Source organism: Paenibacillus sp. FSL R7-269, assembly GCF_000517865.1.
Classification (GTDB): domain Bacteria; phylum Bacillota; class Bacilli; order Paenibacillales; family Paenibacillaceae; genus Paenibacillus_AQ.
In genome coordinates, this window is record NZ_ASPS01000015.1 from 27,711 (window position 1) to 50,086 (window position 22,376).

16 protein-coding genes are annotated in these 22,376 nt (G+C 52.9%); 8 read left to right on the forward strand and 8 right to left on the reverse strand.

The window, feature by feature from the left end:
• Nucleotides 1-75: 75 nt before the first annotated feature.
• The gene (locus C162_RS06775; protein ID WP_036692745.1) at nt 76-1,761 is read right to left on the reverse strand and encodes a glycoside hydrolase family 13 protein; all 1,686 of its coding nucleotides are present in this window, start codon (nt 1,759-1,761) and stop codon (nt 76-78) included.
• Nucleotides 1,762-1,824: 63 nt separating this feature from the next.
• Here C162_RS06775 and C162_RS06780 point away from each other — a divergent pair, with 63 nt between their 5' ends.
• A complete protein-coding gene (locus C162_RS06780; protein ID WP_084648843.1) occupies nt 1,825-2,517 on the forward strand; it encodes an HAD family hydrolase in 693 nt (230 codons plus the stop codon).
• A gap of 5 nt (nt 2,518-2,522) precedes the next feature.
• Here the strand turns inward: C162_RS06780 and C162_RS06785 are convergent, their stop codons facing one another.
• From C162_RS06785 to C162_RS06800, 4 genes are all read right to left on the reverse strand, one after another.
• The gene (locus C162_RS06785) at nt 2,523-4,841 is read right to left on the reverse strand and encodes a glycoside hydrolase family 65 protein (protein WP_036692747.1); all 2,319 of its coding nucleotides are present in this window, start codon (nt 4,839-4,841) and stop codon (nt 2,523-2,525) included.
• Nucleotides 4,842-5,490: 649 nt separating this feature from the next.
• Nucleotides 5,491-6,153, reverse strand: a complete 663-nt coding sequence (pgmB, locus tag C162_RS06790; RefSeq protein WP_036692748.1) for a beta-phosphoglucomutase — start codon at nt 6,151-6,153, stop codon at nt 5,491-5,493.
• A gap of 117 nt (nt 6,154-6,270) precedes the next feature.
• Nucleotides 6,271-7,305, reverse strand: a complete 1,035-nt coding sequence (locus C162_RS06795; protein ID WP_036692751.1) for a LacI family DNA-binding transcriptional regulator — start codon at nt 7,303-7,305, stop codon at nt 6,271-6,273.
• 447 nt (nt 7,306-7,752) lie between these two features.
• On the reverse strand, nt 7,753-9,501 hold the full coding sequence (locus tag C162_RS06800) for an alpha-glycosidase (protein ID WP_036692753.1): 1,749 nt from the start codon (nt 9,499-9,501) through the stop codon (nt 7,753-7,755).
• Between the two features lie 646 nt (nt 9,502-10,147).
• Between C162_RS06800 and C162_RS06805 the strand changes: the two genes are divergently transcribed.
• The 7 genes from C162_RS06805 to C162_RS06835 all read left to right on the forward strand — a co-directional run bounded on the left by C162_RS06805 (nt 10,148) and on the right by C162_RS06835 (nt 19,471).
• The gene (locus C162_RS06805; RefSeq protein WP_036692756.1) at nt 10,148-11,482 is read left to right on the forward strand and encodes a sugar ABC transporter substrate-binding protein; all 1,335 of its coding nucleotides are present in this window, start codon (nt 10,148-10,150) and stop codon (nt 11,480-11,482) included.
• Between the two features lie 101 nt (nt 11,483-11,583).
• A complete protein-coding gene (locus C162_RS06810) occupies nt 11,584-12,897 on the forward strand; it encodes a sugar ABC transporter permease (protein WP_036692757.1) in 1,314 nt (437 codons plus the stop codon).
• Nucleotides 12,894-13,742, forward strand: a complete 849-nt coding sequence (locus tag C162_RS06815; RefSeq protein ID WP_036692759.1) for a sugar ABC transporter permease — start codon at nt 12,894-12,896, stop codon at nt 13,740-13,742. The genes C162_RS06810 and C162_RS06815 overlap by 4 nt, the downstream gene beginning before the upstream one ends.
• Nucleotides 13,743-13,860: 118 nt before the next feature.
• Nucleotides 13,861-15,975, forward strand: a complete 2,115-nt coding sequence (locus C162_RS06820) for a methyl-accepting chemotaxis protein (protein ID WP_036692761.1) — start codon at nt 13,861-13,863, stop codon at nt 15,973-15,975.
• An 80-nt stretch (nt 15,976-16,055) separates the two neighbouring features.
• Entirely contained in the window at nt 16,056-16,748 is a 693-nt protein-coding gene (locus tag C162_RS06825) for a Type 1 glutamine amidotransferase-like domain-containing protein (RefSeq protein WP_051493279.1), read from the forward strand.
• A 168-nt stretch (nt 16,749-16,916) separates the two neighbouring features.
• A complete protein-coding gene (locus C162_RS06830) occupies nt 16,917-17,813 on the forward strand; it encodes an AraC family transcriptional regulator (RefSeq protein ID WP_036692930.1) in 897 nt (298 codons plus the stop codon).
• A 152-nt stretch (nt 17,814-17,965) separates the two neighbouring features.
• Nucleotides 17,966-19,471, forward strand: a complete 1,506-nt coding sequence (locus tag C162_RS06835; protein WP_036692763.1) for an alpha-glucosidase/alpha-galactosidase — start codon at nt 17,966-17,968, stop codon at nt 19,469-19,471.
• A gap of 440 nt (nt 19,472-19,911) precedes the next feature.
• Here C162_RS06835 and C162_RS06840 read toward each other — a convergent pair whose 3' ends face one another.
• The 3 genes from C162_RS06840 to yhbH form a co-directional block, all read right to left on the reverse strand.
• Nucleotides 19,912-20,487 (reverse strand): DUF2812 domain-containing protein, encoded by a 576-nt coding sequence (locus C162_RS06840; protein WP_036692764.1) that lies wholly within the window; start codon nt 20,485-20,487, stop codon nt 19,912-19,914.
• Nucleotides 20,487-20,819: a PadR family transcriptional regulator gene (locus C162_RS06845; protein WP_036692768.1), complete on the reverse strand. Its 333-nt coding sequence runs from the start codon at nt 20,817-20,819 to the stop codon at nt 20,487-20,489. The genes C162_RS06840 and C162_RS06845 overlap by 1 nt, the downstream gene beginning before the upstream one ends.
• Nucleotides 20,820-21,121: 302 nt before the next feature.
• Nucleotides 21,122-22,282, reverse strand: a complete 1,161-nt coding sequence (gene yhbH, locus C162_RS06850) for a sporulation protein YhbH (protein ID WP_036692770.1) — start codon at nt 22,280-22,282, stop codon at nt 21,122-21,124.
• Nucleotides 22,283-22,376 lie beyond the last annotated feature (94 nt).

The window sequence follows — 22,376 nt, forward strand, 5'->3', positions numbered from 1 at the left end:
TTAGTGACAGGTTTCGTCCGGCAGTCTGTCCATCTATGATGCCATGGATGAAGGGATTTGTCAGCCTTCGTTACGCTATCCGATCCGGCAGACTCTGGCCTCGTAAGGGCGGAGGGTGCTGCGGTCCATGGCAGCGGGCTCCTCTGAATAATTTCCGATGATCGTTGCGGTGACGGCATTCAGCTCCTCCGTAAGCTCTATAGTCTGCGGGGTATCACTGAAGTTAAGCAGGATTAGCCACTTTTCACCTTCCAGGGCGCGGGTATAGGCATAGATATATTCATGCTCCGGCAGCAGCAGCTCATAATCGCCATAGACCATAATCAGATGCTGCTTACGCAGCTGAATCAACTGCTGATAATAGTAAAAGACGGAGTCCGGATCAGCCAGCGCCTGCTCGACGTTAATCTCGGTGTAGCGCGGATTGAGCTTCAGCCACGGGGTTCCATCGGTGAATCCGGCATTGCTGGAGGCGTCCCACTGCATCGGCGTGCGGGCATTGTCGCGGCCTTTGGTATGAATCGCCTGAAGAATGGTGTCGTGGTCTGCGCCGCCTTCGGTCACCTTTTCCCGGTACATATTGAGAATCTCAATGTCCTTATAGTCTTCAAGCGTGGGAAACTTTACGTTAGTCATACCGATTTCCTCGCCCTGATAGATGTAAGGTGTGCCTTTGAGCGTGTGCAGCAGGGTAGCCAGCATTTTGGCCGATTGCACGCGGTATTTGCCGTCGTCTCCGAACCTGGAGACCATCCGCGGCTGATCGTGGTTGTTGAGATAGAGGCTGTTCCAGCCCTTGTCTGCAAGCCCCACCTGCCATTTATGCAAAATATCCCGTAGCCCCTTCAGCGTCCACGGCACCACATTCCACTTCCCGCCTGGGCCGGAGTCCACGTCCATATGCTCGAACTGGAACACCATCTGCAGCTCATGGCGGTCTTCGTCTGTGTAGAGAATGGCATCCTCGACCGTTGCTCCCGGCGTTTCCCCGACGGTCATTACGTCATATTTGGAGAGAACCTCACGGTTCATCTCCTGCAGATACTCGTGGACCCGTGGACCATTCATGTAGTATTCGCCGCCGCCCGCCAGCTCCCCGGGTGCGAGATCCTCATGTTCGACCGAAGGCAGGCCTTCCACCTTGGAGATCAGATTGATGACATCCATCCGCAGTCCGTCCACACCCTTGTCGAGCCAGAAGGCAATCATCTTGTAGAGTGCCTCCCGCAGCCGAGGGTTCTCCCAGTTCAGATCCGGCTGCTTGCGCGAGAACAGGTGGAGATAATATTCGCCGGTCGCCTCATCCCGCTCCCAGGCCGGTCCGCTGAAGATGGAGCTCCAGTTGTTCGGCAACGCGCCGTCCGGTCCGCCGGGACGCCAGATGTAATAATCCCGGTAGGGATTATCCTTCGAAGAGCGGGATTCCGCGAACCAGGCGTGCTCGTCCGAGGAATGGTTGATGACGAGGTCCATCATCAGCTTCATGCCGCGTTCATGCAGTCCGGCCAGCAGCTCCTCCCAGTCCCGCAGCGTGCCGAACTCATCCATAATATCCTCGTAATCGCTAATATCGTAACCATTGTCATCGTTCGGCGATTTGTAGACCGGCGACAGCCAGACGACAGTAACGCCCAGCTTCTGCAGATAATCCAGCCGGGAGACGATACCTTGCAGATCACCGATGCCGTCTCCGTTGCTGTCCTGGAAACTGCGCGGGTAGATCTGGTAGACTACGGCTTCTTTCCAAAAGGTTCTTTTCATTGGGGGATGCTCCTTCTATGGTATATTCATTTTAATAGGTAATAAGAAAAGGAAGTGATTGAACTGATAATCCAAGCGGTTCTTTTTGATTTGGATGGAACACTGCTGGACCGTGACACCTCTCTGTTAAAGTTTGTCCAAGATCAATACCGGCGCTACCCGGAACTTCAAACCGTTGATCATGAGCTGTTTGTCCAGCGCTTCATCGAGCTTGATAATCACGGTTACCTGTGGAAGGACAAAGTGTATCAACAGCTCATACAAGAGTTTTCTATTCCAAAGCTGGACTGGAGCTCACTGCTCGATGATTACTTATACAACTTCCAGCAACATTGTACAGGTTACCCGAATTTGTTAGCTATGCTTACTGAGCTCAAGAATCATGGTCTGAAGATTGCGTTAATCTCGAATGGTTATGGCCAATTTCAATACGATAATTTCAAGGCGTTGAACATCGGGCATTTATTCGATGAGGTGCTTATCTCCGAATGGGAGGGACTGCGCAAGCCAGATCCGGCTATTTTCCATCGTACATTGACCCGGCTGGGTGTAGCCGCAGAGCATGCTATTTTTGTTGGCGATCATCCGGATAACGATATACGTGCGAGCCGCGAAGCAGGAATGAAGGCTGTCTGGAAACGGAATGATCCGTTTGTCACAGTGGCTGAAGCGGATGCTGTCATTGATGATTTGGCAGAATTAGTGGAGCTCTTATTGAAAAAAAGCCCCGAAGAAGCCAAATATCTTCGGGGCTGATCAAATTACACCGTGACGGAAGCACCCCCGGCACTGACAGTGCCCAGTCCGTTCACTGTATACTCCTTGCCGTGAATGGTGAGGGAGGCTGGAACCTCGGTTTCGTTGCTGACGGTAACCTGTGCATCGGTCACGGTGACCTTCAGCCGCGAGCCGCGGAACATGATTTTGAACGAATAGGAGGTCCAGTGTCCCGGGTTAGACGGGTTCAGGACGAGCCGGTCGTTCAGCACGCGAAGTCCGCCGAAGCCGTGAACAACCGACATCCACGTGCCCGCCATGCTGGTGGTATGGCAGCCGTCCTCCGTATCGTTATTGTAATTGTCGAGATCCAGACGCGAGGTCCGCAGGTACATCTCATACGCCTTTTCCTTATAGCCCAGCTCACAGGCCAGTATGGCATGGATGCAAGGGGAGAGAGAGGACTCGTGAACGGTGATCGGCTCGTAAAAGTCGAAGTTGCGCTTCTTAGTCTCCAGATCATATCGGTCGCCGAGGAAGTAGAGTCCCTGAAGCACATCCGCCTGCTTGATGAAGCAAGAGCGCAGAATCCGGTCCCATGACCATTTCTGGTTCAGCGGCAGGTTCTCCGGCAGCACATCCTTGACCTGGATGATCTCCTTGTCGAGGAAGCCGTCCTGCTGGAGGAAGATGCCGCGTTCCTCGTCAGCCGGATAGTACATTTTGGCGATAATCTCATTCCACTTGGCCGTTTCGCTCTCCAGCAGCTCCAGCTTATCAGCCAGCTCGGCGTAACGCGTACCCTCATTCTCCTGCAAATAGGCCAGAGCCTCCAGCGTGTATTCCATCGTCCAGGCGGCCATCCGGTTCGTGTACCAGTTGTTATTGACGTTATTCTCGTATTCATTCGGGCCGGTGACGCCCAGCATGACGTATTTGTCCTTATGCGCCACATAGTTCACACGCTCCTCCCAGAAGCGCGCAATCTCTACCAGCACCTCCAGGCCGTATTGGCCCAGATAAGCCTTGTCGCCGGTATAATTCACATAGTTATAGATGGCATAGGCAATCGCGCCGTTACGGTGAATCTCCTCGAACGTAATCTCCCACTCGTTGTGGCACTCCTCACCGTTCATCGTGACCATCGGGTAGAGCGCGCCTTTACGGTAGCCGAGCTTGCGGGCATTCTCCTTGGCCTTCTCCAGATGCTTGTAGCGGTAGATCAGCAGATTGCGGGCAATCGCGGAGTCGGCGGTACTGAGATAGAACGGCACACAATACGCTTCCGTATCCCAGTAGGTGCTGCCGCCGTATTTTTCCCCGGTGAAGCCCTTCGGTCCGATGTTGAGCCGGTCATCCTCGCCCGTATAAGTCTGATTCAGCTGGAAAATATTGAACCGGATCGCCTGCTGCGCTGACACATCGCCCTCAATAATAATGTCGCTTTCCTTCCACTTGTCGCCCCATGCCGCAGCCTGTTCTGTCAAAAGCGCCACAAACCCCGCCTCCCGCGCACGCTGAAGTGCAGCCGATGCGGCATCCACGAGCTGTCCCAGACCGTAATTGCGGGAGGTGACATTCGCAGCATACTTATAAATAACCAGCTGATCGCCGGATTGTACCGGAACATTCACTGTACTGCCCACATATTTGTCCTGTTCCAGCACTCCTGCTTCGGCCGCAACCGGCTCACCATTCAGCAGAATATCGAAGACGAAGGCGGAGGTGACATGGAAATCGAGCTTTTTGGTCTTCAGGGTCAGATGTCCGCCTTCTGGTCCAGCCTTCTTCTCCACCTCGTTCCAGAACTTCTCGTCATAGTTGGAGTCCTTGTTCTTGATATCGCCGTCCAGGTAGGGGGTTACGGTAATATTCCCTGCGAAATTGAGCGGAGTGAGCGAATAGCGGATCGCCCCGATCTCATGACGGACCATGCTGACGATCCGAATGCTCTCCACTTTAACTTCTTTGCCGTCCTGGGTGGTTGCGGTGAAGCTGCGGGAGAGTGTGCCTTCCTTCATATTGAGTACCCGGCGGAATTCGCTGACTGTGCAGTGGGCCAGATCCAGCGGCGTCCCGTCCAGCTCGATGTTGATGCCGATCCAGTTAGTGCTGTTCAGCACTTTGGCAAAATACTCCGGGTACCCGTTCTTCCACCAGCCGACCCGTGTCTTGTCAGGGTAATAGACGCCAGCCATGTAACTGCCTTGCAGGCTGGGTCCGCTGTACTGCTCCTCGAAGTTTGCTCTGCCGCCCATGTATCCGTTCCCGATACTAAATACGCTTTCGGATATTTCCTGGGTCTGCGGATCAAAGGACTCTTCGATAATGGACCATTCGTTGATTGTTAAGTATTGTTTCATGGTTATGGCTCCTTTAAGGGGGGATGTGAAAAGAACTGAACTTCGTACTAAAATCATGGGGACTGCATCGCCGCTGCGCGAAAGGTTTGGACTTCCGGCCGCTGTTATAATCAGATTTCTTTATTGAAGTGGTTCTCAGCGGATGAAATCTGATTATAAAGGCGGTCGCTAACGCTCCTACAGCTCCAAACTTTCACTCCGCAGCTTCATCCCCATAAGTTTAATAACTACCCTCAGTTCTTTTCCTGAGGGTAGGGTAGAAGATGCAAGTGCAGCATCCGATCTGACTGTAGATCTGAGATGATGAATTAAATTGATAAGTGCATACAGTAAATGCCGCTTTTCGCACCCGGAGCAAAGCTCAGAGGCTTAGACTTTGGTTAGTTGTATTCTGTGCATTTAATAGGCGCGATTAGAGGGACTGAAGCCGTATAACTGTAGTCTGTACAACTAAATCTGCTCTAAAAGGTCATATCAGCCTAAAAGTGATTGCATAATTGTACAAAGTACAACTGAGCGGAGGAATGGGAGCTAAATTGGCAATATAGTTGTACAAAGTGCAGTAAGGCTGTCCGGCGGGCTAGATGCAGCGTGAGCGGGAGGGCTCACGGCTCGGAACGGTTCACGTTCCTACTTCTGTTACTATTCGTCACACAGTGGAAAAAGATTCCTTCAGCGTGGCAACAGTAAGCTGCTGTAGGGAAGGGACAACTAGTGTTGCTCCGCTGAGTGTCTCGGGGGAGCCGATGCCCACGCTGCGCATACCGGCACGGGAAGCGGCCAGGATACCGGCTGCGGCATCCTCGAAGACGACGCATTGTACGGGAGCGGTGCCAAGAGCCTTCGCGCCCAGCAGGAAGACCTCCGGGTCCGGCTTGGCCGCGCTGGTATGTGTGCCGTCGATGATGGCATCGAAGTATGGGGTCAGGCCGGTATTGTTCAAGATGGTCATCGCGTTCTTACTGGCTGAGCCGAGGGCAACCTTGATGCCGTCGGTCCGGCATTCCTTCAGGAAGTCCAGGGCGCCGGGGAGAATCTCCGAGCTGTCCATCTTGGCGATATACTCGACATAGCGGTTATTCTTCTGTTCCGCCAGTCTGGCTTTGTCATCTTCGCCAAGCGAGATGCCGCCGATTTCCAGCAGGATTTCCAGCGAGGCCGCCCGGCTGACTCCCTTGAGCCGCTCGTTATCCTGCTCTGTAAAGACAAATCCAAGCTCCTCGGCCAGCTCCCTCCAAGCAATATAGTGATACCGGGCAGTGTCTACGAGAACGCCGTCCAGATCGAACAGGCAGGCTTTGATATCTGACATATTAAACCTCCTAAAATGATTAGTGAATACACTCCATATGTTAGCGCAAACGTTTGTACAAAGCTCCAAAAAATAAATGAAGCGTAAGTCTGCTTCATTCATTTTCTTGTACATGCCTTAGTTTCCCGGAGCATGCATAGAGGACTCCCGTACGATTAAACGGTGTGGAATGACAAAACGGTTCGTATAACCATCCTGATTATCCGGCTTCTGGATGTTCTGGATCAGTACCTGCGAGGCCGTATAGCCAAGATGATAGATTCCGATATCAATACTGCTGATCGGAGGACTGGACAGCTCGGAGAGCGGGATATTGTTGAAGCTGACAATCGCCAGATCCTCAGGGACCTTGTACTTCAGCTCGTTCAATCCGCGGAGTACCCCGAAGGAGACCATATCATCCACCGCGACAAGCGCTGTCGGACGGTTCGGAAGATTCATGAAGAAGGACATCGCCCTATAGCCGCTGTCCTGCAAGAACTCGCCTTCAACGATCCATTCATCCTTCATCGTAAGACCCTTACCCTGCATGGCCTTGCGGTAACCCTCCAGCCGGTCGCGTGAAACGATGAGGTTCGGCGGGCCGCTGACGAAGCCGATGCGTTCATGTCCCATGGAGATGAGATGATTCGTCGCATCATAGGCGGCCATAATATTATCATTGTCCACTGACAGAATATCCTCGTAGCGGTCGCTCCGTCCAACCAGGACAAAGGGATAACCGCCCGACTGCAGAAAATCGATCACCGCATCGTCTTTACGGGAATACAGCAGAATAACGCCGTCCACGCGGCGTCCCTTAAGCAGACGGGAGACAGCTTCAAGCTCCTCCTTCTCGTTCGCCCCGGAACTGATCAGCACATCATAGCCGGAACGGCTGGACTGAGTGACGATCCCGCGGATTAATTCCATAAAAAACAAATTGGAGAACAGCTCTTCAGCCGGTTTCGGAAGAATGATGCAGATACTGTTAGTGGTCTTGGATACCAGACTTTTGGCCATCATATTCGGGGTGTAGCCCATTTCTTCCATAATCACTTTGACCTTACGGGAAGTTTCTAAGCTGATTCTGGGATGGCCTGACAACACCCGGGACACCGTTGAGGGAGAGACTCCCGCTTTCTTGGCAACGTCCTTAATGGTAACTGTCATAGAAACCTCCTAATGGAACCGTTTGCTTTACACAGTAATATTAATCGAAGTGGGGTTGATTGTAAATAGTGAACCTCGCATAGGGCGCAATCCCCGTGACTTATACGTTCTGAGCACCACACGGCGATACGGCTTAAGCTATTATGAATTTGGAAGTGGAGCAGAGGTATGTGCAAATCAGTGCAATTGTAAAAGGGTTTTTGTGCAAAATTAGTGCAAAGAGAGCAGGGTGTTGCTGATAAATCTTTAAAAAGTAAGCAGTTGAACATTACTTTTTCGGAAGATTAGCAAGTTAAAAAAATTCAACAGACCCTATAAATACTGAATATACAAAGGACACAACAGAATTGATTCTATTGTGTCCAGTACTAAGTAGTAGCTCTGTTTCAATATACAAACGGTTGCGCTAAAATGTTCTGAATCAGCTTATAAGAAAGCGGGCAGAGTTTAGGACATGTTTGCCTGAAGCACGGCGAAGCCGTATGCCGGCAGCCGCAGTGACAGCTTGCCGCGTTCGGCGCGGAGCGCTTCGCCGGTCCAGAGATTCTCCCAATTGCGTTCCTGAACATCCAGCCGGAAGGTCTGCACCGTCTCCTCCGTATTGATCAGCACGATGATCAGATCATCGCCCAGACTGCGCTCGTAGGCCAGCTTACTGCCTCCGGCTCCGGCTTCAAGGAAGGTGAAGCGTCCGGTACGTAGCGCCCGGTGGCTGCCGCGGATCTCAATCAGCTTACGGTAAAAGTTGAACAAATCGCGGTCCTGCCGCTCCGGGTCCCACTCCATGCATTTTCGGCAATCCGGGTCTCCCCCGCCATCCATTCCGATCTCGTCCCCGTAGTAAATGCAGGGCGTGCCCATGAAGGTGAACTGGAACAGCGCAGCCAGCTTCATGACGTTTTTATCACCCTCTGCCACAGTCAGCAGCCGCGCAGTATCATGGCTGTCGAGCAGATTGAAGGCAACCTCGCTGGCCTGGAGCGGATACCGGGACAGCTGTCTGCCGATCGAATGGGAGAAGCCTTCTGCATCCAGGGTTCCGTAGACGAAGAAGTCAAGCACCGCATCCGTGAACGGGTAGTTCATGACGGCATCGAATTTGTCGCCTTCCAGCCAAGGGGCTGATTCATGCCAGATCTCGCCCAGAATGTAAGCCTCGGGGTTGGCACGCTTCACCACTTTGCGGAAATCACGCCAGAATTCGTGATCCACCTCGTTGGCCACATCCAGACGCCAGCCGTCGATGCCGACCTCCTTAATCCAATACTCTGCGACCTTCAGCAAATATTCCTTCACCTCAGGATGCTCTGTGTTCAGCTTCGGCATCAGCGGCTCGAAGGCGAAGGCATCGTAGGTCGGAATATTGTTCACGACCTGGAGCGGATATTCCCGGATATGGAACCAGTTCTTATACTCCGAATCCTCACCCTTCTCCAGCACATCCACGAACGGAGCGAAGGTACGGCCCGCATGGTTGAAGACCGCGTCCAGCAGCACGCGGATGCCGCGCTCATGACAAGCATCGACCAATCTTTTCAGTGTGGGCACATCACCGAAATGCGGATCGACCTGCATGTAGTCCTCCGTGTCATATTTGTGATTGGTGGTGGCAGTGAAGACCGGTGTGAAATAAATGCCCGTAATGCCCAGCTCTGTCAGATGGTCGAGATGATCTATGACACCCTGCAGATCTCCGCCGAAGAAATTATCCGGCCGGGGGGTTCCGCCCCAAGGCTCCACATGATCAGGACTTATGTCAGGATTGCCGTTCGCGAACCGTTCCGGGAAAATCTGATAAAACACCGCATCCTTGACCCAGGCCGGAGGCGTGAAGACATCACCGCGGCTTATGTAGGGAAATTCAAACAGCCGGTTGGGATTCGCGGGACGCTCCTTCTGGAAATCACTCTCTGTCATCCAGATCCGGTCCTGGCCCTGCTGCAGCAGGAAGCCGTATTTCAGCCTGCGGTAGAGCGGAACCGATTCGCATTCCCAGTAATCGAACATCGCATCGGAAGTGAACAGGGTCATCGGGATCAGTTCCTTGGTGGTGTCCCAGGCATATTTATCACCCGCCCAGGCGAAGACCTCGGTCAGGTCCCCCTTCTTGGCCCGCAGCCGCAGGTGGATGGTGTTGTGATCGTAGGCGTACGACCAGTTCAGACGGGGACGATGATACACGGCTTCTAATAACATAATAATTCCTCCTAGATTTAGTTTGGCTATATAGATTACGCACCCGATTCTGCACATGGCAAAGAGGCACAACCGCCGGTTAGATTACGCCGAGGTTGTACCCGATAAGGGACAGTGCCTTTAGATTGGTGAAGAATGGGGTGTTTCATGATGGTTTGGATTATAGCACGGAACAAAATGAGGTTCAAGAGGTTTGTACAAACAGTTGCACAAAGGATAATCAACGGGAAACCGATTTCCAAAGTCTGTAAATTGATAATATTTAGCAATTATACAACAAAATTCGTCTAAGTACGACAAAAAATGCAAGAATAAATTTTGAAATTAAAGTATATCGAAGTTATTTAAAGTAATCATGCGATAAAGAGAGTAAAGTCAAAGAAATGTATTTTAAATGGCTTAATTTCATTGATTTAGCTATGTGCAAACGTTTTTACAACTACAAGCCTGCTGATGTATTATGGATTCAGGAATGAAGCGCTTTCTAAACAAGGCATGATGCATTCGGAAGAGGCAATGGTAGAAAGCAGAATTTTTTTTGAATCCTCTGAAATCGTTTGCGCAAAGTAGGGGGCATCATCGTCAAGGCAAAAGAAGCATCATCGTCAAATCAAGTAATATACACACACAGGAGGGGTTAAAAGGAATGGATCTCAAAAAACTTATGGTTCTCACCGCAGCGTGCTCGATGGCAATATCAATTACGGCATGCGGCTCCAACAACAATACGGGGGGGAATGCAGCGGCGACTAATGCTCCTTCGGATAATGCAGCGGCTACGGATAATGCCGGGGGCGGCAGCGACAACGCTCCGGCAGCGGGTGAGATCGTCCCTGAAGAGGGCGCATCCCTTGTGATCTGGGAGAGTAAGGAAGAAAGACAGTTCGCCGAAGAAATCTCCAAGCAATTCACTGCCAAATATAACGTTCCGGTCAAAATTGAAGAGGTAGCACCGCCTGACCAAGTTGGCAAGCTGACCCAGGATGGTCCTTCCGGTCTGGCAGCAGACGTTACCGTCATTCCGCATGATAATCTCGGCAAGGCGGCAAGTGCGAGCCTGCTGCTCCCGAATGATGTCTTTGCAGAGCAGACCAAGGCTGAGAACACTGAGGCTTCAATTGTCGGTTCCTCCTATGAAGGTGAGCTGTACGGCTATCCAAGAGCGGCGGAGACCTATGCGCTGTTCTACAACAAGTCTCTGATAAAAGAAGCTCCGAAATCCTTCGATGACGTCATTGCCTTCAGCAAAACATTCACGGATAAAGCTAAGAACCGTTACGGCATTATGTGGGAAGTCGGCAACATGTACTTCAACTATCCGTTCATCGCCACTACCGGAGGCTACCTGTTCGGCAAAGACGGTACCGACAAAGACGATATCGGCCTGAATAATGAAGGTGCGATCAAAGGTCTGACTGAATTTGCGAAGCTGAAGGAAGTATTGCCGATTAAGAGCGGTGACATTAACCCGGACATCAAGCGCAGTCTGTTCAACAGCGGCGATGTAGCTATGGATATTACAGGACCATGGGAGCTTGCCGGATATAAAGAGGCGCTGGGCGACAACCTCGGAATCACTCCGGTTCCAACCATTGACGGCAAAACCGCCATTACCTTCTCCGGGATCAAGATCTTTACCGTCAACGCCTATACGCAATATCCGAATGCTGCTAAATTGTATGCCCACTTTGCTTCCGGCAAAGACTCGCAGCTGACGCTCAACAAGCTGGTCGGTTCCGTGCCGACCAATAATGAAGCCCTGCAGGACCCGCAGATTACGGATGATCCGTTCGTATCCGCTTTTGCCGAGCAAGCCAAGAACTCCCAGCCGATGCCTTCGATTCCTGAAATGGGGAACGTCTGGAGCCCGGTGAACGCAGCACTTCCGGCAATCTGGGATAACAACACAGATCCTAAGACTGCGATGGACAAAGCTGTAGAACAAATCAAGGACCTGAACAACGGGGCCACTGCCCAGTAATTACACAACCATCAGCTTACCGTGGAATTAGAGTTGCCCGCCGCATAGCCTGCGGCGGGCAGTTTCCTTGAATTCCGCACGGAGAGGAGAACGGAAGGGAAATGCAGCGACACAAAGCGAGAGCTGGAATACTGTCGGCCATTTTTATGGGATTGGGACAAATATATAACCGCCAATTCATCAAAGGGCTTATGTTCATGGCTGTAGAAGCTGTGGCACTTATCTATTTCATTAGCAATCTGGGAAGAGCCTTCTGGGGGATCACCACACTCGGGGAATCTCCAAGCCGTCTGGAAAAGGTAAAGGGAATTGCCAAAATGGTGCCCGGGGACCATTCCATCGTCATTCTGATTGAAAGTCTGATTACCCTGCTGTTCTTTGTGTTATTCCTGATTGTCTGGTACATGAATATTAGGGATGCCTATAAAACCGGAGCAGAACGCGAAAACGGCCGTCCATCGCATACATTTACACAATCCGTACGTTATATTCTGGATTATAAATTTGCCCAGAGCTTCCTGCTGCTCCCGGGGCTTGGAATTCTGTTCTTCACCATTATGCCGATCTTCTTTATGATCATGCTGGCTTTTACCAACTATGCCGCACCGAATCACATCCCTCCGGCCAAGCTGGTGGATTGGGTGGGCTTTGAGACCTTCCGCAATCTGCTGGTGCTGAAAACCTGGAGCCATACCTTTTACGGCGTACTTACCTGGACCGTCATCTGGGCGGTTCTGTCCACAATAACAACTTATTTCGGCGGGATGCTTGTTGCCCTGCTGATCAACCAAAAAGGGATACGCTTCAAGGGCATGTGGAGAATGCTCCTGATCATTCCTTATGCCATTCCGCAGATGATCTCGCTCCTCTTGATGCGCAACCTGTTTAACGGGCAGTTCGGCCCGATCAACCAGTATCTCGGCTTTTTCGGGCTGAATGGATTGCCCTGGCTGACAGATCCGTTCTGGGCCAAGGTTACAGTCATTGTGGTGAACATGTGGGTGGGTATCCCGGTATCCATGCTGCTGATTATGGGGGTGCTGACCACTATTCCCCGCGATATGTACGAAGCGGCTGAGGTGGACGGTGCGACCAATTATCAGAAATTCCGGATCGTCACCCTGCCGATGATTCTGTTCTCCACCGCGCCTACGCTGATCATGCAGTTCGCCGGGAACATCAACAATTTCAATGCAATCTTCCTGCTGACAGGAGGGAACCCGGTGAACGGGAACTACCAGTACGCCGGCTCGACGGATCTGCTCGTCACCTGGCTGTATAAGCTGACGCTGGATCAGAACAAGAATAATATGGCGTCTGCTATCGGCATTATATTGTTCCTCATTGTTGCCGGGTTCTCCCTGTACAATTACCGCCGGACCAAATCGTTCCAAGAGGAGGACATGATTCAATGATCATCGGACGCAAGGCAGCGAATTTTATTCGTCTCTGCTTAAGCTATATCGTTCTTGTTGCACTGGCGGTTGCTGCGATCTATCCGGCACTCTGGATACTGCTTGCATCGTTCCGGCCGGGTAAATCCCTGTACAGTAAGACGCTGATTCCCGAGACATTCACCCTTGCCCACTATAAAGAGCTGTTTACCTCACCGGTCTATATGTTTGGAACCTGGTATGCGAACACGCTCAAGATTGCGGTGTTCTCGATGCTGATCGGGTTGGTGCTGACGCTGTTAACCAGCTATGCCTTATCCCGGTTCCGGTTCAAAAGCCGCAAGACCACCATGTCCACACTGCTCATCCTCGGGATGTTCCCGGGCTTCATGAGCATGATCGCCATCTATCTGCTGTTGAAGGAGTTCAATCTGCTGGATACCCATCTGGCGCTGATTATCGTCTATGCGGCCGGAGCGCCGCTCGGAGGAACGCTGATCGCCAAGGGCTTCCTGGACACGATTCCGCGTTCACTGGATGAGGCGGCACGGATCGACGGGGCGAGCAACTTTGGGATTTTTACCCGGATTATTCTGCCGTTATCCCGTCCGATGATCACCTATATAGCGCTGACCCTGTTTGTCGGCCCGTGGGTCGATTTCATCTTCGCCAAGCTGATTCTGCGGACCAAGGAGAACTGGACGGTTGCCGTGGGGATGTGGGATATGGTCAATACGATGCAGAATTCCAACTTCACGCTGTTCGCGGCGGGCGCCGTGCTGATCTCTGTACCCATTATGATTCTCTTCGGCTTCCTGCAGCGTCTGCTGGTTGACGGCCTGACGGCTGGGGCCAGCAAGGGATAGGGAAATAACAATTAGTCAATGTATGTACGAATAACGGGTGCGGCCTTGAAGCAGTTCTTAGGGGCTGCACCTTTCTTACGTGGAGAAATCGTGATCTGGATGATAAGGGGAGAATGTAATGCAGCGGCGGCGATTCATTAATTTCAGCTCGGTTGGCGTCAAGTTATTCGTAATTCTGTTCTGTACGATTGTCCTGTTGTCCTCAGTTCTGGGCTTAACCTCCTATTATGCGGCAAAAGGGATCATTACCGATGAGGTGGCAGCTGCCTCCTCACAGTCCATTGTCCAGGCGGCGGACAAGCTGGATTTCCTGTTCGCTGAATATGAAGCGCTCTCCAGGCAATTCGCTGTAGATCCGGCGCTAAAGGCTGACATGGAGACGGTTAATCTTCCAACCGCCGGTACGGTTGCGCGGGCAGCCGCAGAGGACCGGATACGCCGCAAGCTGGACTCCGTCAGAGGATCGGATGAGCGGCTGCTTGGTGTCAGGCTGGTCGCAAGAAGTATGGTCGACGCCGAATCCTACAAATCGACGGGAATTAGCGGAGTTCGCAGTGATGAAGGCATCCTGGCCCGGATGAAGGAGATTGATAATGCTAAAGGCAATCCCGTCTGGTTCCCCGTCCGGGCTAAAGGCTTCTTCGACGCGTACAGCCAGTCCGCTATGACGATGGGCCGTCTGCTGCGGAATATTCAGAATCCGGCGGCAGAGTATTACATGCTGATTGAGGTGAAGGGCCAGGCGCTGACAGATGTGCTGTCCAACCTGCATATCGGGCTGGCCGGAGAGATCCGCATTCTCGATTCTTCGGGCCGGGTTGCGTACAGCGCGGACGATGTGCTGCTCGGGCAGGCATCTTACATACATACCGGAGAGTTGAAGGCCGGGGAGCAGACCGGAGTGCAAAAGAGTGAGGGACAAGAGCCGGCCAGAGCACGCCAGGGTGACAGCGGGAAGCGGTCCTTCACGGCCGGGGATGAGCAGGGGAGCCCGCAGCTTGTAGTCTACCAGCCGCTGAGTACGGCGGATTGGACGCTGCTGGGGTACGCTCCGGTAAGTGATTTCACCCGATCGGCCGACCGGCTGCTCTATATTACCTTGCTGGTAGTCTTGGCTGCCGCTCTAATTGGTCTGGTCATCGGCTATGTCCTGGTGCGGCTGATCGGCCGTCCGCTTGGCAAGCTGGCCCGGCTGATGGAAGAGGGCGAGCGGGGCAATCTGCAGGTGCGGACCAGCTTCAAGGGCCAGGATGAGATCGGGCGGCTGGGCCACAGCTTCAACCGGATGATGGAGCAGATCTCCCGGATGGCCGGGCAGAGCAGCAGCTCGGCTGCGGAGGTATTAGCGACCTCCGCGCAGCTCGTTGCCGCTTCCGGTGCGATTAGCGGCCAGGCCAGTGAGGTCGCAACCGCCACTGGCGAAATCGCCGGGGGAGCCGCCAGTCTGGCGGCCGAGGCAGAGAGCAGCAATGCCAAGGTAGAGCTGATGGGCGGCAAGACCAGCGAAGTGGCAGAGAATAATGCAGTTATGGCTGCTTCCGCAAGGAAGGTCATGGAGGTCAGCGACCAGGGAGCGGAGCGGATGAAGAAGCTGGTCTCGCAGAGCGAAGGTGTGCTGAAGCTGATGGATCTGATTCAGGAGAATTCAGCCATGCTGCGGGATAGCACGGTGCTGATCCGCAGCATCCTCTCTCCGATGATTGCGATGAATAAGCAGACGAATATTCTGGCGTTGAACGCATCAATTGAAGCCGTGCGCGCCGGTGCCGCCGGGAGAGGCTTCATTGTCATTGCCAATGAGATTAGAGAGCTGGCCAATCAATCCAGCGAGTCGATTGCCTCCGTCTCCCGGATTACCGGGGAGATCAGCGGCCATATCGAGAATACGGTCAAGGTTGTGAATGAGGCTGCGCCGATGTTTGACAGCCAGCTGGCTTCGGTCCGGGAATCCTCACTCATCTTCGGGAGTGTAAGGGCCGAGATGGAGGTGTTCAGCGGAGTTCTGAACCAGTCCTCGGCGGCGGTCTCCGAGCTGACCGAATACCAGCAGCAGCTGGGACAATCCATGGCGAGTGTGATCTCGGTGGTGCAGCAGACCAGTGCCTCTACGGAAGAGGTGGCGTCCATGTCCTCACAGCAATTCACGGTCAGCAGGGAGCTGGTCGCCCTTTCGCACAGACTGGAGGGGCTGGCGGAGCAGCTGAAGCAGTCGATGATTTCTTTTCAGGGATGAAGGGATACAAGGATGAGGGGGAGCGGGTGAGGAAGCGTATTGCGGGAACCTGCGCTTTTCTATAAGATGGATGAGGTTAGATGCAGGATATCTTGAATACTGAAGGTGATGTCATGGACAAGCATTTATTTCTGAACGGCGGCGGTCCGCCGTTTACCCGTGGACTGGCACGGAGGTTCGTAAGCACGATGACAGCAGCCACAGAACCTGTCGCTGTGTTGTTTGAAGAAGGGGAAGACTGGCCAGACTATATGGCTGCTTGTATGCAGCCGCTGGCTGACGCAGGGATAGCCGAATTCTGTTATCTGCCGCTGAAGTCTACTGAGGTGAATACTGCTATAGAGTGCCTCCGGGCCTGCGGCGGGATCGTCATCGGGGGCGGGGATACGGATCTGTATGCCGACCTCATTGTGGATACCCCTATCGCTGAAGTGATCCGGCAGCGTTATGAGTCTGGAATACCGGTTGCGGGATTCTCGGCAGGAGCCTTGATTAGCCCGGAGCGCTGCGTAATTTCTGCCAAGGATAATGAGAGCAGACAATTCAAACACCGCAAGGGCCTCAATCTGATTCCTGATCTGCTGCTATCCGTCCATTTCACGCAGTGGGATGAGGAGGAGCATCTACGGACAGCGGTCCGTACCCTCGGCGAGCTGCCGAATTACGGAATTGATGAAGAGACCGGCATCTACCTGCTGAATGGACAGCCCGAGGAGATAGAGGGCGGCGGGGTGTATAGTCTGGTGAATGGAATATTAACAAAGATTCACTGAGAATGATGAATGGGAGCAGAGGGCGCGGGCCTTCTGCTCTTGTTTTTTTGCGCCGGGATAAAATGGATAGGTCAGGGGAGTGGCAACCCGCTGCTTGTCCTGCCTGCGATCAAGCGATACACTTGTGCTATCGATAATGGCAGAGGGGAGGCGGGCGGCGTAGCGGAGATGAATGGCAGTCTATTTGAACAGGCGTTGCTGGAGAGGGATTACAGCCCGCACTTTCTGGCTTACTACTACAAGCAATGGAGCAATTATACGATGGCTTACCATCATCACAACTCCACGGAGATCATGTATCTTATCTCAGGCAGCTGTGTAGTGGAGGTGCGGAGTGAAGCTGGTGGCTACACACCTTTCCGGCTGAAGCGGGGAGAGATGATTCTGCTGGATGCGGAGGTGCCGCACCGGTTGATCGTGGACGAGGGCTCCTCTTGCCGGATGCTGAATGTGGAATTTGCTTTTACCGAATATGAGGGCGTAGTTCCTTCCATTGGCAGCTTGGCCCGGGAGGAGGAAATGCTTGCAGAGCTGCTGCGGCATCCGTTCGACAGTCTGGTGTTGTCCGATCAGGAGGAGGTTTTCCATGTGCTAAAAGCGCTGGTGCTGGAGCTGGATCAACGCGGGCGGAAGGGGAGTAGTATGGTGCATCTGCTCTTCGTGGAGCTGCTGCTGCGGCTCGCCAGACTGCGGGGGGAATCGCTTCCGGCCAGCCAGCAGCCCTCACAGCTCTATGTGCGGCGGGCCATCGAGTTCCTGCATCAGAATTATGACCGGAGCCTCCAGGTTAAGGAAGTCGCGCTCTCTGTGAATGTTCACCCGGGCTATCTGCACCGCATCTTCCGGACGCACACAGGGCAGACCCTGACTGACTACCTGAACCAGCTGCGTATGGAGAAAGCCCGGATGCTGCTGGGACAGGGCGAGATTCCGGTAGCGGAGATTGCCGACTATGTGGGGATCAGCAGCAGGCAATATTTTCATCTGCTATTCAAGAAATATTCAGGCTGTACTCCTATCGAATACCGCAACTCTATCGAACGCCATTACTGGAGTGAAGAATAGCTAGGTGTCCATGCCGTGATTGTCCTTCTGCACATAAGGTTAGGATTGTTGACAGGTTATCTGCAAAATGGTCATGATATTGGTTACGCTTCCGGCAGCCTCCTTGCTACAATGGACAGGAGTCAATAATTCATTGCCGGAGGATGATTATTATGTCTTTTAAAGTAACCTTTATCGGGGCAGGCAGTATCGGTTTCACCCGCGGACTGCTGCGCGATCTGCTGACTGTGCCGGAATTCCGTAATATCGAAGTTTCCTTCATGGATATAAACAGCCATAACCTGGACATGGTCACCGAGCTGTGCCAGCGGGATATTAAGGAGAATGGTCTGGATATCACTATCTCTTCCACCACGGACCGCAGGGAAGCGCTCAGGGGAGCCAAGTACGTATTTTGTACTATTCGTATGGGGGGGCTTGAGGCCTTCGCTACCGATGTGGATATTCCGCTGAAGTATGGCGTGGATCAGTGTGTTGGAGATACGCTGTGCGCAGGCGGGATTATGTACGGGCAGCGCGGGATTGCGGAGATGCTGGAGATCTGCCGTGATATCCGTGAGACAGCTGCGCCGGATGTATTGCTGCTGAACTACTCGAATCCGATGGCTATGCTGACCTGGGCCTGTAATAAATACGGCGGTGTGCGGACCATCGGGCTCTGCCATGGCGTACAGCATGGACATCAGCAGATCGCCCAGGTGTATGGTCTGGAGAAGTCGCAGGTGGACATTATCTGTGCCGGGATCAATCACCAGACCTGGTATATCTCCGCGAAGCATGAAGGCAAGGATCTGACAGCTGGTCTTCTGGAAGCCTTCGAGCAACATCCTGATTACAGCCGCACGGAGAAGGTGCGGATTGATATGCTCCGCCGCTTCGGCTATTACAGTACAGAGTCGAACGGCCATTTAAGCGAATACGTTCCGTGGTACCGCAAGCGCCCCGAGGAGATCATGGACTGGATCGATATGGGGGTATGGATTAACGGCGAGACGGGCGGCTACCTGCGGATCTGTACCGAAGGCCGCAACTGGTTCGAGACAGACTTTCCGAACTGGATGAAGGACCCGGCGATGGAGTATATCCCGGAGAAGCGCGGCGAGGAGCATGGCTCGTTCATTATTGAAGGACTGGAGACAGGACGCGTGTACAGAGGCCATTTCAATATGGTGAATAACGGCGTGATCACCAATTTGCCGGATGATGCTATTATTGAGGCGCCGGGCTATGTGGACCGCAACGGCATCTCAATGCCGCTGGTTGGCGACCTGCCGCTCGGCTTGGCGGCAGTCTGCAACGTGAGTATCTCCGTGCAGCGCCTGGCGGTGGAGGCGGCAGTGCATGGTGACGACAAGCTGCTGCGTCAGGCGTTCATGATGGACCCGCTGGTCGGTGCCGTCTGCAATCCGAAGGAGATCTGGCAGATGGTTGACGAGATGCTGGTGGCCGGAGAACAGTGGCTGCCACAGTACAGCGCAGCCATTGCAGAAGCGAAGGAACGCCTAGCTTCTGGTGATCTGATCCCCACAAATGCCGGCAACGAAGGCGCCGCCCGCCTCAAGGTGAAGTCAGTAGACGAGATGATGCAGGACCGCGAGGCCGCGAACAAGAACGCCGGGGAATCCGATAAGGGCAAGGACCGCGAGAAGGTGCAGTAAGCGGAGCAGGCATCAGTCTAACGAAGCGAAGAAATATTGGAATGAGGGCTGTCCCAAAGTCATGAAATGACTGCTTGGGATAGCCCTTTAATTTTGGCATAGGTGGAGGAGGATGTGCATGAGCGCGTAAGGTACGGATGTATGTGTATGCGAAAAACCGAACACAATTTACTCAGGGTAGGCGCTTCGCCGAATGTATGCGAAAAACTGCTCTGCTTGCCGCAATGGGGGTATAGGTGGATCTTGGGCATTTGTTATCGAACGGATCTACGATATTCCGGCAAGAGTTGGAAAAACAACACTTAAATGTTTGCATAGCGCCCACTCGGAGCAAAACCGGCCCTAGCAGATGCTGTTTTTCCACTTGTTTACCTATAATCGTAAGAAGTTGAAGAAATAAGCAGCACTATTCCACTTGTTAGCTGCCATCAAGTAACCCCTCACTCTCGGATCAGCTTCTCCTGCTGCAGCCGCGCGATCTTGCGGCGGACCGGCAAACTGAGCCACACGAAGAACAGGCCCAGAATGATAACGGACACTCCCACGATGAGGTTGATTTTGTAGATGTTAGAGGAAGTATTCAGCATAATCAGCATGATATTGAAGGAGCCGATGATCAGCTCAAGGAACGCAAGGGACAGATAGACTTTATAGATTCGCTGATAGTGTTTGATTTTGGAATCCGCATCGGTATAGATCTGGAAGGGGCCTTCCGAGGCCTTCCTTCTGAAGAACACCCAGCGCTGGTTCATAAATGCACGATTGGCCTTGGTAGGAGGCCCGGACGGCACACGCTCGGCCCCGGTCTCCTCCATGAATAGCAAGTAGCCTGCCGCCTCCTTAGGGTCCTTCTCCAGCAGCTCAATCCGGTAAATATACTCCCCCTTGGCGCTCTCCTCGAACACATAACGGGCCCAAGAATGCTCCACCAGTGCCCATCCCTTGGCAGACATCTCATTCAGCCACGCTTCTTCCTTCTCGAAATCCATGAAAAATTTGCGTACCACCTGACTCATTACACTTCGCCTCCCAGTAGCTTTCTTCCATTTGTGAGCAACTCGTCAAGCCTTGTCATTTCACTCTGGACTATCGATTTGCCAAGCTCCGTAATCTGATATTCCTTCTTGCGTGAATCTTCTCCACCGGCCAGCAGCTTGATCCAGCCCCGTTCCACCAGCGTGCTTAACGCTCCGTATAACGTGCCTGCCCCCAGCTCTACACGCTGATTGCTCAGCAGCTTCACATTCTGCATAATGCCGTAGCCGTGCATCGGGGTGAGCAGGGACAAGAGGATATAATAGACGCCTTCGGTCAGCGCCCCGTATTCATTGTTGCCGGACAATGCCATCACCTTCCTTATCTTGCATCTTTGGGTCTCATTCCACAGACCAGGTCATTTCCTTTGTATCCTTCGGCGTTATAGCATCTGACGGTATACCATCTGTCGTTATATCGTCAACCGATATAGTTATTATATCGGCTGACGATATAATAGTCAACAGACTTATGCGGCGCAAGTTCCAAGCCAGCACAAAAAAACCGCACAAAAACCCCGCACACCGCAAGAAGCGGCAGGGCGGGGCGGGAACTCACAACAAAAATGCGCATAGCCCGGGGTGGCCCGGGCTGACAAGTCTAATGTCAGGCTGCTTAAGCTTCAGTAACCTTTTTGCCGAAAAAAACTTTCAGCGCCTGATAGACTTCCTTCTTATCCTTAATTACATAATGCATGAACTGCTCCTGCTTCAGGTGGCGGTAGGCGGACATCAGAGTGCTGCTGCGGTTGTACTGGTTCACCTCACCGTAGCCGAACATATTGCTGCGCTTCAGCAGCTCGCCGATCAGCTTGACACAGCGTTCATTGTCGGAGGTCAGGTTGTCGCCATCCGAGAAATGGAAGGGGTAGATGTTGTATTGGGCAGGCGGATAGCGGCTGTCGATAATCTCCAGTGCTTTCTGGTACGCCGAGGAGCAGATCGTCCCCCCGCTCTCGCCCCGGGTGAAGAAGTCATGCTCGCTGACCTCCTTAGCTTCCGTATGATGGGCCAAGAATACGATATCCACCTTCTCATACTGGCGGCGCAGGAAGCGGGTCATCCAGAAGAAGAAGCTGCGGGCGCAGTATTTTTCAAAAGTACCCATCGAGCCCGAGGTGTCCATCATGGCAATAATCACGGCATTCGAGTGAGGGACCGTGATGTCATCCCAGGTCTTGTAACGCAGATCATCGGGGCTGATGCTGTGTATTCCAGGGTTGCCGCTGCTGGCATTGCGCCGCAGATTCTCAAGTAACGTTCGTTTCTTGTCGATGTTCGACATCATGCCCTTTTTGCGGATATCATTGAAGACAATCGATTTGACTTCAATCTCTTCCTTATCCTTCGGCTTCAGATGGGGCAGCTCCATGTCCTGGAACAGAATATCCTCCAGATCCTCGAGATCGACCTCGGCCTCAACGGTATCCGCTCCCGGCTGATCGCCCGCTTTATCCCCTTTGCCCGGCTGGGCCGACTGGGAATCACGCCCGAGGACATCGCCTACCTGGCTCTCGCCGTCTCCCTGTCCGACATGCTTCTGCTTGCGAAAATTATAGATAATCCGGTATTCATCCAGACTGCGGATCGGCACCTTCACAATCTGCTTGCCGCCCGACAAAATAATGTTCTCTTCAGTAACCAGATCGGGCAGATTGCCCTTGATGGCTTCTCTGACCTTTTGCTGGTGACGCTCCTGATCCTGATGGCCTTTGCGGTGAAGGGACCAGTCTTCTTTGGAGACGACAAAAGCGTATGGACCGGACGGCTGGGACAAGGATGACCACCTCCCATGGACTGTATTATTCGGTATTGTCACTATTGAGACTGAGACAAATGCAGCAGGTTGTAACTAAAGTATATTCAGGGAG